The organism is Novosphingobium sp. (genome assembly GCF_024642085.1).
Lineage (GTDB): Bacteria > Pseudomonadota > Alphaproteobacteria > Sphingomonadales > Sphingomonadaceae > Novosphingobium.
In genome coordinates this window covers 1-12948 of the sequence record NZ_JAHEBV010000017.1, presented here as the reverse complement: position 1 = coordinate 12948, position 12948 = coordinate 1, and the positions used below count along the sequence as shown (strand labels likewise).

Annotated in this window: 10 protein-coding genes; 5 read left to right on the top strand and 5 right to left on the bottom strand. The window is 61.5% G+C overall.

The features are described 5' to 3' along the window. Positions 1-43: 43 nt before the first annotated feature. Positions 44-1255 carry a saccharopine dehydrogenase family protein gene (locus tag Q0L62_RS08690; RefSeq protein ID WP_296678942.1) on the top strand — a complete coding sequence of 404 codons (1212 nt, stop codon included), beginning with the start codon at positions 44-46 and terminating at the stop codon, positions 1253-1255. Beyond that, complete coding sequence (locus Q0L62_RS08685; RefSeq protein ID WP_296678940.1) at positions 1256-2455, top strand: carboxynorspermidine decarboxylase; 1200 nt, start codon at positions 1256-1258, stop codon at positions 2453-2455. It abuts the gene before it with no gap. Here the strand turns inward: Q0L62_RS08685 and Q0L62_RS08680 are convergent. Beyond that, complete coding sequence (locus Q0L62_RS08680; protein WP_296678938.1) at positions 2448-3398, bottom strand: DUF3137 domain-containing protein; 951 nt, start codon at positions 3396-3398, stop codon at positions 2448-2450. The two genes, Q0L62_RS08685 and Q0L62_RS08680, sit on opposite strands and share 8 nt — an antisense overlap. A 63-nt stretch (positions 3399-3461) precedes the next feature. Between Q0L62_RS08680 and Q0L62_RS08675 the strand changes: the two genes are divergently transcribed. The 3 genes from Q0L62_RS08675 to Q0L62_RS08665 all read left to right on the top strand — a co-directional run bounded on the left by Q0L62_RS08675 (position 3462) and on the right by Q0L62_RS08665 (position 6627). Continuing rightward, positions 3462-4010, top strand: coding sequence for a LemA family protein (locus Q0L62_RS08675; RefSeq protein WP_296678936.1), 549 nt, complete (start codon positions 3462-3464; stop codon positions 4008-4010). An 11-nt stretch (positions 4011-4021) separates the two neighbouring features. Beyond that, the gene (locus Q0L62_RS08670) at positions 4022-5272 is read left to right on the top strand and encodes a serine hydrolase (protein ID WP_296678933.1); all 1251 of its coding nucleotides are present in this window, start codon (positions 4022-4024) and stop codon (positions 5270-5272) included. Positions 5273-5436: 164 nt separating this feature from the next. Further along, entirely contained in the window at positions 5437-6627 is a 1191-nt protein-coding gene (locus Q0L62_RS08665; protein WP_296678931.1) for a type III PLP-dependent enzyme, read from the top strand. Positions 6628-6705: 78 nt separating this feature from the next. On the opposite strand, the gene Q0L62_RS08660 is transcribed toward Q0L62_RS08665, so the two are convergent. The 4 genes from Q0L62_RS08660 to Q0L62_RS08645 all read right to left on the bottom strand — a co-directional run. Next, positions 6706-8256 (bottom strand): DUF2853 family protein, encoded by a 1551-nt coding sequence (locus Q0L62_RS08660; protein ID WP_296678929.1) that lies wholly within the window; start codon positions 8254-8256, stop codon positions 6706-6708. 117 nt (positions 8257-8373) lie between these two features. Next, positions 8374-9681, bottom strand: coding sequence for an HlyD family type I secretion periplasmic adaptor subunit (locus Q0L62_RS08655; RefSeq protein ID WP_296678927.1), 1308 nt, complete (start codon positions 9679-9681; stop codon positions 8374-8376). Between the two features lie 3 nt (positions 9682-9684). Further along, positions 9685-11430 (bottom strand): type I secretion system permease/ATPase, encoded by a 1746-nt coding sequence (locus Q0L62_RS08650; RefSeq protein ID WP_296678925.1) that lies wholly within the window; start codon positions 11428-11430, stop codon positions 9685-9687. Positions 11431-11500: 70 nt separating this feature from the next. After that, positions 11501-12948 (bottom strand): hypothetical protein (locus tag Q0L62_RS08645; protein WP_296678923.1); only part of this gene is annotated, 1448 nt, incomplete at its 5' end.

Genomic DNA, 12948 nt, shown 5'->3' with positions numbered 1-12948 from the left:
AGCCTATATGGCGCGCTGCGCTTCGGCAAAGGAGTTTCGGGTAGTGAGCAAGGTTCTGGTTATCGGCGCAGGCGGCGTCAGTTCGGTCTGCGTCCACAAGATGGCAATGAATCCGTCCGTTTTCAGCGACATACATCTCGCCAGCCGCACCCGGACCAAGTGCGATGCGATCGCCGCCTCGGTCAAAGAGCGCACAGGTCAGGCCGTGTCGACCTATGAAATCGATGCAGAGGAAGTGCCTGCGCTGACCCGGCTGATCCAGCAAATCGGCCCCAGGCTGGTGGTCAATCTGGCGCTGCCATACCAGGACCTTCCGATCATGGACGCCTGCCTGGCGGCCGGCGTCGCTTACCTCGACACCGCGAATTACGAACCAAAGGATGAGGCGAAGTTCGAATACAAGTGGCAGTGGGATTATCACGACCGCTTCAAGGACGCCGGGCTGATGGCGCTGCTGGGTTCGGGTTTCGATCCCGGGGTGACCAGTGTGTTCGCGATGTGGCTCAAGAAGCACAAGCTGAAGACTATCCGCCAGCTCGATATCCTCGATTGCAACGGCGGCGATCACGGGCAGGCCTTTGCCACCAACTTCAACCCGGAAATCAACATCCGCGAAGTGACCGCTTCGGCGCGGCATTGGGAAGGCGGGCAGTTTGTCGAGAGCCCGGCAATGTCGAAAAAGGTGGCTTTCGATTTCGAAGCAGTCGGCCCCAAGAACATGTACATGATGTACCATGAAGAGCTGGAAAGCCTTGCCCGGTTCCTGCCAGAACTGGAACGCGCCCGTTTCTGGATGACCTTTGGCGATGCCTATATCACCCACCTGACCGTGCTCCAGAATGTCGGGATGACCCGGATCGACCCGGTGCTGTATCAGGGCAAGGAAATCGTGCCCCTGCAGTTTCTCGCTGCCGTGTTGCCCAAGCCCGAGACGCTGGGCCCGACGACCAAGGGCAAGACCAATATCGGCGATATCGCGACCGGCGATGCGCTGGACGGCAGCGGCGAGAAGACTTTCTACATCTACAACATCTGCGATCATGAAGATGCCTATGCCGAAACCGGCAACCAGGCGATCAGCTACACCACCGGGGTTCCCGCGATGATCGGTGCGGCGATGATGCTGACCGGGGCGTGGAGCGGGAAAGGGGTGTTCAACATGGAGCAGATGAACCCCGATCCGTTCATGGATATGCTCAACGCCCAGGGACTGCCTTGGCAGGTCAAGGAACTGCCCGGGCCGGTGGCGTTTTAGATGGAAACCAGAGCTGGCGATCCGGGCGCGTTTGCGCAATTTGACTTGTCGCGGGTCGACAGCCCCAGCTTTGTGGTTGATGCGGCGCGGCTGCGGGCCAATCTGGCGATCCTGGCCGACGTTCGTGACCGGGCAGGGATCAAGCTGCTGTCTGCGCTCAAGGCCTTTTCGATGTGGCAAGTCGCGCCGATCATTGGCGAATACCTCGACGGGGTGTGTACATCGGGCCTGTGGGAGGCCCGCCTTGCGAGCGAGTTCTACGACGGCGAGATCGCCACCTATTGCGCTGCCTACAAGCCTGAGGATCTGGACGAGATTCTGCGTATTTCGGACCATGTGATCTTCAATTCGCCTCAGCAGATCCTGCGGTGCAGCGCGATCATCGAAGCCGCCAAGGCGCGCGGGGAAAGCTTCGACATCGGCCTGCGCATCAATCCCCAGCACCCCACCGGCGAAGTGCCGCGCTATGATCCCTGTGCCCCGCATTCGCGGCTGGGTTTTCCGATCGACCAGCTGACCGACGAGCATATCGACCTGATTGACGGGATCCACATGCACACCTTGTGCGAACAGGATTTTGAGCCGCTGCGGGAAACCTGGGACGTGGCGTTCGATTATCTTGAACCATGGTTCGGCCAGTTCAAATGGATCAACCTGGGCGGCGGGCACCACATCACCCGCGCCGATTACCAGCGCGACGAACTGGTGGAGTTTCTGAAAGACCTGAAGGAGGATACCGGGGCCGAGGTATACCTTGAACCCGGTGAGGCTGTCGCGCTTGATGCCGGCATTCTGATCGGCACCGTGCTCGACATCGGGGACAACGGCATGCCGGTGGCGATCACCGACATATCGGCAACCTGCCACATGCCCGACGTGATCGAGGCGCCCTATCGTCCGGCCATGCTGGGCGAGCTGCCGCCGATAGATACCCAGGTTGATGAAAGCGCGGGCGGGGCGGTGCGGCTGGGCGGGCCATCATGCCTGGCAGGCGATGTGATCGGCGATTATCGCTTTGCGCAAGGTCCGCAGGTCGGCCAGCGCTTTGCTTTCCTTGATCAGGCGCATTATTCGATGGTCAAGACCACCACGTTCAACGGCGTGCCGCTGCCGTCGATCTGGCTGTGGGACAGCGAGGGCGATGCGCTCGAACAGATCCGCAAGTTTGCCTACGAGGATTTTCGCGACCGGCTCAGCTGAACGAGGCGCGGGCTTTTTCGTTGAGCGTCTCGGCCAGGTCGGCCAGCGCGGTGAACTGGTTGATGGCCAGCTGCACCATTGCCCGGTCTTCGCCCGCATCCAGCGTTCCGCTTTCAAACAGGTTGCCGGTCTTCAGCGTGATCAGCAGATCGCCGCCGTGGAACAATGCGCGGATGTCTTCGCCGGCAAAGGCCTTTTCAACCGCCAGCAGCCGTTCGACATATTCAGGATGGATCAGGTAGCGCGCTTCGACCTGGTCGTCGGACCAGACGGTGAAGCGGTCTTCAAACAGCGGGTTGGTGATATCGACCCGGCCCAGGTCAAGTCCGCCAATCGTGGCCTGCTCTTTTTCCGCACCCACGAAGAAACGCCGCCGCGCGTTGTCGGGTTCGATCAGGGTGGTTGAATTGAACCGGCGATTGAAGCCGATCGACAGGATCTGCCCTTCGAACACAGTCACGGTGTGGCGGTTCTTGCCCGACCCGCGCGTTTCGGTCAGCCTGGCTTCGTGCAAGGTAAACGGCTGGCCAGCCACCAACCCCCACCACAGATCGGAAAAGTTCGATTTGTCGAACTTGGGAACCATGCCGAACAGACAGGATTGATCAAAGGTCTGGCCAGCCTCGCACTCGGCTGAATAATCCAGGCCGATAGCCCGCGCGATGGCGCCGTTGATCCCGCCCTTTAGCTTGGCCAGCATGGGCCGCTTCGACCATTCCGCCCAGGCAAAGCCCAAGGCGCCCGCGCCGAAAGCCAGCTTGAAGCCCCAGTCAATTCTCCCGGCAAGGGCCAGCGCGACGAACAGGACTGCAGCGGCGATCAAGCCGTTGCGCCGGGCGTGGGCTGCCTTGCGCTTGACTTCGGCCCGTTCGGCGTTTTGCGCGATCAGCCATTGGCCAAGCTCACCCGCCAGCAGCGCGTCGGCATCGGGACGTTCGATCATCGCCCTTGCCGTTCTGCGGCAAGGTGGTAGCCATCAGGGCGGAACATTCGCAGGGGAAGATCCATGAACGTCATCATCATCCTTGGTGTGCTGCTGCTGATCGTGATGATCGTAGTGGGCATTTATAACCGCCTGGTTTCTTTGCGCCAGAACTGCCGTCAGGGTTTGGCCGATATCGACGCGCAATTGCGCCAACGCCATGATCTGGTGCCCAATCTGGTGGCCACGGTAAAGGGCTATGCCGCGCATGAACAGGCGACGTTCGACCAGGTGATTGCCGCTCGCACCCGGGCTACGTCAGAAGGTTCGCCCGAGGCGGAACGTGATCTGACCAAAGCCATCGGGGGCCTGCTTGCCCTGGGCGAAGCCTATCCCGAGCTGAAAGCCAGCGCCAACTTCCAGGCTTTGCAAGGGGAACTCGCCAATACCGAGGACAAGCTGGCGGCGGCCCGCCGTGCGCTTAATGCGGCGGCTGCGCGCTATAATGCTGCGCGTGAAAGCTTCCCGGCTGTGATCTTTGCCAATGCGCTTGGGTTCCAGCCAGCCGACTTTAACCAGATCGCGGTGGATGAGCGCGCAACTGTGGGCGCCGTGCCCTCGGTCCAGTTCTGAAGGGGCGCGCCATGCCTGACCAGATCCTTGATTGCGACAGCAGCGATCCTGTCACCATGGGGTGGATGGAAGGGCTGCCCCCGCCGCCCGACAAGCGCATTCGCTGGGCTGATGCGGGGCATATGCGCTTTCCCACGCACCGCCATGCCTATTCGCGCATGCGCGAGTTTCTGCCGACCGCGCGGGTCGGGCGTGATCCTGCGGCGGTGTGGAACTTGCCCACGGCGCTGCGCGATGATCTGGACGACGTCAGTTTCCAGGCGCTTGACGATGGCCGCAGCCTGACCTGGGCTCAGGCGCGTAACGTCAACTTCACCGATGCGGTGCTGATCCTTCACCGCGGCACGGTTGTCTATGAACGCTATTTCGGCGCGACCCGCCGCGATACGACGCACATTGCCTTTTCGGTGACCAAAAGCTTTGTCGGCACTCTGGCGGAAATGCTGATCGCCGAGGGGCGGCTCGATCCGCAAGCGCCAATGGGCGATCTGATCCCCGAGCTGGCGGACAGCGGGTTTGGCGATGCCACGCTGCGCCAGGTGATGGACATGACCACAGCGCTCGATTTCAGCGAGGAATACACCGATCCCGCTTCGGGCATCGGCGCGATGAGCAATGCGCTGGGCCTCACCCCGCGCCCGCCGGGCTATACCGGTCCCGACGATGTTTTCGCCTTTCTGCCTACGGTCCGCAAGAACGGCGTGCACGGCCAGCGCTTCACCTATCGCACCTGCAACACCGAGGTGCTGGGCTGGATCGTGGCGCGCACCGAGGGTGAGCGGCTTGATCGGGTGCTGTCACGGCGGATCTGGCAGCCGCTGGGGATGGAGCAGGATGCCGATTTCCTGATCGACACATCCGGCATGCCCTTTGCCGGCGGCGGGCTTAATCCGGTGCTGCGCGACATGGCCCGCTTTGGCGAGGCGATGCGGCTGGGCGGCATGCTGCCATCTGGCGGGCAGGCGATCCATGCTGCGGCGATCGAGGCGATCCGGGCAGGGGGCAGCAAGGATGCGTTTGCGCCGGCCGGCTACGCCTGGCTGGCGGGCGGATCGTACCGCAGCCAATGGTGGTTTGTAGGTGGCAATCACGGCGCCTATTCTGCGCGCGGCATTCATGGTCAGGCGATCTATGTCGACCCGGCGGCCGAGATGGTTATTGCCCGATTCGGCTCCCATCCTGTCGCGGCGAACTCGGCGTTCGATCCAACGTCGCTTCCAGCTTATAAAGCGGTGGCTGACCACCTGATTTTGTACGGTTAATCGCAGTGTCCCGATCTGCAGCACTGCTGTCACAAAAATTCATTTGCACTTAATCTAGGTACCCTTATAGCCCCCAACCGCTGCCCCAAGGGGACTTCCAATAACCGCAAGGCAGCCTCGTCTTTGTGTTACCTGGCCGAAAGGCCTATTGGGGGTCCCTTGAGTTGCACCATTTCAACGACGCATCGGCTGTAGTTCGCGCTCTTTCGCCCGACGAACCCGTTATCCTCAACCGCCCGCACGCCGCGGCGCGCGCTGCCCAGTTCTTCACCCAGAAGTTTCCGGGCAAGTCGCTCTATGCGGTAAAAGCGAACCCCTCTCCCGACTTGCTGCGGATCCTGTGGGACGCAGGCGTAACGCATTACGATGTTGCCTCGATCGCTGAAGTGCGGCTGGTCCGTGCAACTCTGCCGCAGGCGGTGCTGTGCTTCATGCACCCGGTCAAGGCGCGCGCCGCCATTGCCGAGGCGTATCATCAGCACGGCGTGCGCACCTTCAGCCTCGACAGCCATGACGAACTGGCCAAGATCGTCGATGCGACGGATGGTGCAGACGACCTGTCGCTGTGCGTGCGGCTACGCGTCTCGTCAGAGTTTTCAGAGCTGAGCCTGTCCAGCAAATTCGGTGTCGATCTTGCCGATGCTGCACCGCTGCTGCAGGCGACCCGCCAGGTGGCAGACGCGCTGGGCATCTGTTTCCATGTCGGCAGCCAGGCGATGACCCCGTTTGCCTATGTCCAGGCGCTGGAACGCGTTCGTGCGGCGGTGGTCGATGCGGCGGTTACCGTTGACATCGTTGACGTTGGCGGGGGCTTCCCCTCGATTTATCCGGGGATGGAGCCGCCGCCGCTCGAAGACTATTTCGGCGCGATTCACCGCGCGGCGGAATCGCTTCCGGTGTCCTATTCGTCCGAACTGTGGTGCGAGCCAGGCCGTGCGCTGTGCGCCGAATACAACTCGCTGATCGTCAAGGTGGAGAAGACCCGCGGGGACGAACTTTACATCAATGATGGCGCTTATGGTGCGCTGTACGATGCAGCGCATGTCGGCTGGCGTTTTCCTGTGCGCTGCCTCAACGATGAACGGGGCGATGCGCAAACCGGCTTCTCGTTTTATGGCCCGACCTGCGATGATGCCGATTACATGGAAGGTCCGTTCCTGCTGCCCGCCGACATCAAGGCTGGCGACTATATCGAGATCGGCATGCTTGGCGCTTATGGCGCGGCAATGAAGACCGCGTTCAACGGGTTTGGCCAGGCCGAACTGGTCCATGTCACGGATGAGCCGATGGCCAGCCAGTATCTTGGCAACCGCCGCGATCCTCGCAGCACTGATAACGTGGTTTCGCTGCGCTGAGTTAGGCGTTACGACGAAATTGCAAAGCGGAGCGCCTCGTGATCGAGACGCTCCGCCAGCGTTATCATGGGCAACGGGTTACTTGACCGTCACTTCAACCCGGCGAGCCGCTTCCTTGGACACTGCGGTATCGGTGGTCGCCTCGGGCTTGACCAGGGCCATGGATCCTTCTGCGATACCGGCCTTGACCAGATCGGTGGCCACAGCCTGGGCGCGGTTCTTGGACAGGGCGGCATTGCGGGCAGCGTTGCCAGTTGGATCGTTATAACCCGATACCTGCAGTGCCGCACCGGGATGAGCGTCAAGCCATGCCTTCAGTCCCGCTGCTGCAGCGGTGAAAGCTGGGGCTACTGCAGTTTTTCCGCTGTCGAAATAGACCTTGACTACCGGCTTGCCGTCACGGGTTTCGGCCGTGACGCCGGCGCCGGTGGGGATCGTTGCCGTTCCTTCGGCAGGAGCGGCGGCCAGATCGGTTGTGGCACTTGCCGGGGCGGACGGTTCGGCCGCGGCCGCCGCCGCTGCATCTGCGCTTGCCGCTTCGGTCGGCGTTGCGGTTGCCGCGGCATCATCCGATGGCCCGCGGCCCAGTAGCCACCACGCAGCGAAAACAAGCAATGCGAGGGCGAGTGCCCACCATAGCCAGCCCATGCCGCTGTCGTCGCTGTCAGTGCTGGCTACGGCGCGCTGCACCGGGGCAGCTGGCTTGGCAGCAGCACTAGGCGCCACAGTTGCAGCGGCCGCAGTCGCCGCGATGGTGGCTGCAGCCGCAACGGGTGCAGCGACCGACGCTGCGGCAACCGGGATATCCGCCGCCTTGGCGACCGGAGCAGGGGCCGGAGCGGGAGCCGGTGCAGGCGCGGCAACCGGGGCCGGGATGGCCTTGACCGGGGCTGCCTTGGCCGGGGCGGTCTTGGCCGGCGGGCTCTTGATTGCGGCAACCTTGACCGGAGCAGCTTTGGTAGTGGCCAGCTTGGCCGCCGGCTTCTTGACGGCAGGTTTGGCTGTCTTGGCCCCGTTCATGCTGGCGAGAGCAGCCACTCCGGCGCCGCCAGCAACGGCCGCGCCGGCAACCTTGGCCGACTTGCCAGCAGGCTTGGCAGCAGCAGCGGGTTTGACCGCCGCAGCCTTGACAGGTTTGACCGCCGTCTTCGCAGGAGCCTTGGTGGCAGGGGCGGCGATCTTGGCTGTGGTTTTGGCAGGGGTTGCCTTTGCTGCCGGTGGTTTGACCGCTGCCGCTTTCTTGGCGGGCACCTTGCCGACCGGAGCCTTCGCAGCCGGCACGGCAGCGACGGCAGCTGCCTTGCCCTTGGGCGCAAACAGCCCCAGCTTTCCGAACTCGGCAGCCAGCAGGTAGTAAACCGTGACGCGGTTCTTGGTGCGGTCGGCCTTCATTGCCTGGCCGACCTTGGCGATCGCTGCATCAAGCACGCTGTCGGCCTGGGTCAACCCCAGTTTCTTTTGCAAGTAATTGGTCCGCACCCGGGCAAGTTCAGTCGGGTCACTGAATGAGACCAGCGACGAATCGCGGTTGCGCAGCGCGATGCCGCAGTAACGGACTATCGCCGCGATGACCCCGTCGTCAGCATTCGATGCGTATTTCTTGACGTCTGCGGCCCAGTCGGTTGCCATGTTCAGTCCCTCCAAAAAATAACAGGCGGAATGGTCGGCAAGGTCGCCATCCCGCTCAATGCAGGCGGGAACCTAGCGTCATCTCCGCGATATGCCAGCAGGAATCCGCGCCGCGCCCTATTCGCGGAACGCGTTTTCGGCGAGACGGGTGATCGGCGTGAAGATGTAGGACAGGACCGAACGCTTTTCGCCCAACAGCGAAACGTTCGCGACCATCCCCGGGCCGATCGGCAACTTGTTGCCATCACCGTCCATCATAGGTCCCGGTGTTTCGATCTCGACCGTGTAAAAACTTTCGCCGGTCTTTTCGTTGACCAGTGCATCGGGGGATATCGACACGACCCTGCCATCCAGTTTGCCGAATATCGCGGAATTGTATGCAGTGATTTCGACCGTCGCTTTTTGTGCGATGCGTACGTTGGCGATATCGGAAGGGCGGACCATCGCTTCGATGAACAGCGAATCGCCGGTCGGCACCACCTCGGCGATCGGCGATCCCGGGGTCACCGTACCGCCCACGGTCGAAACCAGCACGCGGTTGATGCGCCCGCTCATCGGCGCGCGGATCGTGGTACGGTCAACCTTGTCGGACAGGGCGGGCAGGGTCTGCTGCTGCGCCGAAAGCTCGGCCTGCGCCTGCGACAATTCCAGCCCGGCGCGGCCCATCCAGTCGCTGCGCGCTTGCGCTGTGGCACTGCGTGCTTCTGCCACTGCGGACCGGGCGCGGGATACCGCAGCCTCAGCGGCGATTACATCGTTTCGGGCGACCGCAACTGCATTCTGCGCCTTGATCAGATCGACCCGGCTGACGATTTCCTTGGCCGCCAAAGGCTCGATCATCCGCAGCTCGTTTTCGGCTGCATCAAGGTTGGACCGCCGCGCCGCGACCATGGCTTCGGCTTCGTTGACCGATCGTTCGGCCTGGGCGGCGCGCGCCTGTCCGGCGGCAAGCATGCCTTGCAATTCAGCGCTGCGGGCCGAGTGAAGCGAGCGTTCAACCGCAACCTGGCTGCTGCCTGTGGCCCCATAATCGGGCGATGTGCCGCGCACTTCGGCATTCAGCCGCGCGATTTTTGCCCTTAACGCCGCGACCGAGGCCGACGAACTGCCGAACTGGGCACCTGAAAGCGTGGGTGACAGCCGCACCAGAATATCGCCGCGTTTTACAACCTGACCGGGCTTGACCAGGATTTCCTCGATCACCCCGCCTTCCAGGTTGGAAACCACCTGCATTTTCGAACTTGGCACGACCCGGCCCATCGAATGGACCGTGCGATCAAGCTTGGTGAAGGTCGCCCAGAGGAGGAAGACAACAAAGAAACCGCCGATGATGTAAAGCAGCACATTGGCCGAACGGCGGGCCTTGAACTCTTGTTCGTCGAGATCGGCTTCGTCGCCTTTCAGGTATTCGAGCATGTTGGCCATGGCTCAGACCTTTGCAATCTGGGGTGCGGTGCGGGGCCGGGTGACCTGTTGCATCACTTCGGCAGTCGGACCATCCATCGCCACGCGGCCGCGGGCCATCACGATGATCCGGTCCGCCAGGTTAAGAAGCGACGGACGGTGCGTGATAAGGATCAGCGTGCGTCCGGCAAACTCGCTTTTCAGGCGCTGGATCAACTTAGCCTCGGTTTCGGTGTCCACTGATGATGTTGGTTCGTCCAGCACCAGGATCGGGGGACGCCCGATCAGCGCACGCGCCATTGCGATCGACTGACGCTGGCCGCCCGACAGGCCTTCGCCGCGATCGTGCAAACGCAGGTCATAACCGTTCGGGAATTGCGCAATGAAATCGTGCGCCCCGCTGACCTGCGCAGCGCGCAGCATCTCGGCCTCGTCGATATCCTGACGCTCAAGGATGATATTATCGCGGATTGTCCCTGTCAGAAGAACGTTATCCTGGAACAGCGCCCCCACCTTGGCCCGCAGCGACGGGGGGCTGAATTGGCGCAGATCGGTCCCGTCGATCATCACCAGACCACTGCTGGGCGGATAAAGCCCGATAATCAGGCGCGCGATGGTCGATTTTCCGGACCCGATCGGTCCGATCAGGGCAACATGCTCGCCCGGATCTATGCGGAACGATACCTTGGTTAGCGCCAGTTCGGGCGCATTGGGATAACGGAAATCCACGTCGCGGAACTCGATCCCGCCTGACACGTTCTGCAGCCGAATGCCTTCGCCTGACGGGCCTTCAGGGGGCTGCGCCATCATCCGGTCGATCTGCCGATAGGCAGTTCGCGCCGAATTGATCCGGGTCAGCAGCTGCGCAATCGTCCCCAGCGGGGCGACCGCGCGCCCAGCCAGGATTGAACAGGCAATCAGACCGCCCATGGTCAAGGTGCGGGCCTGGATGGCGTAGACGCCGAAAATCACCACACCGGTATAGGCGAGCGTCTGCATGGTCCCGGCCATGTTGATCGATATCGTTGAAATCAGCCGCTGGCGCAGCGATACCCCGGCATGGCCCATTACCGCCTTGTCCCAGCGATCGGCCAGCATATTGCCGGCGTTTGCCGATTTGACCGTTTCAAGGCTGCCGATCGTTTCGACCAGTACGGCCTGTTTGCCCAAGGCTTCGCCAAGCGTTTCGGCTGACAGCCGCTGCATGACAGGCTGCGAAATCAGGGCCGTAGCAACCACCAGCGGGATCAGCAGCACCGGCACCCACACGATATTGCCGCCAATGACCGCAATGACGGCAAGGGTGATGAAAATGAACGGCAGATCGACCAGAGCGGTCATTGTCGCCGACGCGAAGAAATCACGCAGCGTTTCGATCTCGCGGACAAGACCGGCCAGGCCGCCGGTCGAACTGCGCCCAAGGTCAAGCCGCATGTCAAGGATTTGCTGGAAAATCGACTTGCCGATATCGCGGTCAATCCGTGCGCCGGCCACGTCGACAAAGTAAGCCCGCAGCAGTTTCAGTGCAAAATCAAAGCACAGGATCAGTACGAGGCCGACCGTGAGCCCGATCAGTGAATCCGTGGCGTTGTTAGGGACAACGCGGTCATAGACCGTCATCGTAAACAGCGAGGTCATCAACGAGAACACGTTGATCATCACCGCCGCCAGGGCGACACGAGTGTATATTGCGCGGTTCTTGCGAAGCGGGCCGGCCAGCCACGGGGCTATCCGGCCCTTTGGAACTTCGACTTCCGAATACGACAGCAACGAGCAGGCCCTCAGTTAATCTGCGGAGGTGTCACCTTAGCCGCTTGTGTGTCAAATGCATTAATTCCCCTCAGACGATCTGGTTCACCGCAAACATGGCGACAGCATCGTCGCGGTCGCAGCAATATTCGATCCCGCCGATCGTACCGGTGTTGTTATAAAGGTCCAGGGCAGAATGGAGCACGGAACCCGAATAGGGAATGTCCTCACCCATTGTTGCCGCTGTATTCCACGCGCCAGTGCTGGTCGCGATCTTGGCATCGAACTGGAACACCGCCTGGCTGTTACCGTCATGGAAACTGGTCGTCATGTTGGTGTTGGAATTGGCGCTGTTGGTCGTGCTGGCGAATTGCTGCAACCAGTCGATGGCGGCGTCAATCGCCTCGCGAGGCGCGATTGCGCCATCATTGGCGATCCCGCCGATGCATGTCGGATCGCCGTCATTTTCCTGGTTGTTGGCCAGGAAATTGAGCCAGGTGGCAACAACATCGCGGCCCAGCATCCATATTCCGTCAGCCTGGCCGCCGTTGATATTGCGGTTCGATGCGTTGATCAGGCTGTTTGCATTGGCAAGTGAAATGAAGATCGTGTCTTCACCTACATCGGTGATCCCGTTCCGGTTGTAGTCACCGATCAGCAGCCCTACACCCCCCGCATTGTCGAGCGGCTTGCCATCGTTGATCCCGTCCTTGGCGAACAGATTGACAAAGCCGTCGCCGTTGCTGTCGATCTTTTCGCCGTTGTCGATCACTCCGTTCTTGTTCAGATCGATCGCGTAGAGCAGCTCGCCATCGGCAAATCCCGCCTGGCCGGCATGCTTGGTCTCGTTACCGGATACTCCGTCCCAGAATACCCATCCGTTGTTCGACCAGAACCCCGGCGTGCCCACACCAACGCAGTCTTCTGCCAGCACATAGTAATTGGCATCGTCATTGTCGCCGACCGAAGCACCGCCAAGCACTGCCGTCGCGGTCACGACAGCCGTGTTTTCGTGCTGGCCAAGCAGCGAGTTGAGCGAATAATAGACGTTCAGCGAACTGCCGACCGCCAGCGTGACCGTGTCGAGCGTACCATCGTGATTTGCATCCAGCGTCGTCCACTCTTCCCCGACATCCTGCATGGTATCACCATCCAGATCGACCCACGCGTTGAAGGCCGGATCATTGTAGTCGATGACCTGAGGCGCACTGACAACCCCGTTTACGGTGTGGATCACGCTGTCGGTCAGGTGAATTGCGGTCAGTGCCGTATTGCCGGTGTTTTCAAGGCTGACCTTGAAATAGACAGTGGTGCTGGTGCTGGCCTGCGGGCCATCCGGATCGTTGGCATCCACATAGACCCCCGAAACGTCGGTCAACACGAACTTTGTCAGATTGATTTCAGGATCTGGCAGGAAATTGGCGAAGTCGAGCCCGGTCTGGTCGGTGCCCGAGGTGCCGGTGATGGCGTAGCCGGCCATGCCCAGGGTCTGGACATAGCCCGTGGGGAGGACCTCGTAGACGAGCTTGCCGGCGTAGC

What these genes read in the sequence shown, in the direction of transcription:
- Q0L62_RS08670 (WP_296678933.1), top strand. Translation starts at nt 4,022, where the DNA reads ATGCCTGACCAGATCCTTGATTGCGACAGCAGCGATCCTGTCACCATG.
- Q0L62_RS08675 (WP_296678936.1), top strand. Translation starts at nt 3,462, where the DNA reads ATGAACGTCATCATCATCCTTGGTGTGCTGCTGCTGATCGTGATGATC.
- Q0L62_RS08685 (WP_296678940.1), top strand. Translation starts at nt 1,256, where the DNA reads ATGGAAACCAGAGCTGGCGATCCGGGCGCGTTTGCGCAATTTGACTTG.
- Q0L62_RS08655 (WP_296678927.1), bottom strand. Translation starts at nt 9,681, where the DNA reads ATGGCCAACATGCTCGAATACCTGAAAGGCGACGAAGCCGATCTCGAC.
- Q0L62_RS08660 (WP_296678929.1), bottom strand. Translation starts at nt 8,256, where the DNA reads ATGGCAACCGACTGGGCCGCAGACGTCAAGAAATACGCATCGAATGCT.
- Q0L62_RS08680 (WP_296678938.1), bottom strand. Translation starts at nt 3,398, where the DNA reads ATGATCGAACGTCCCGATGCCGACGCGCTGCTGGCGGGTGAGCTTGGC.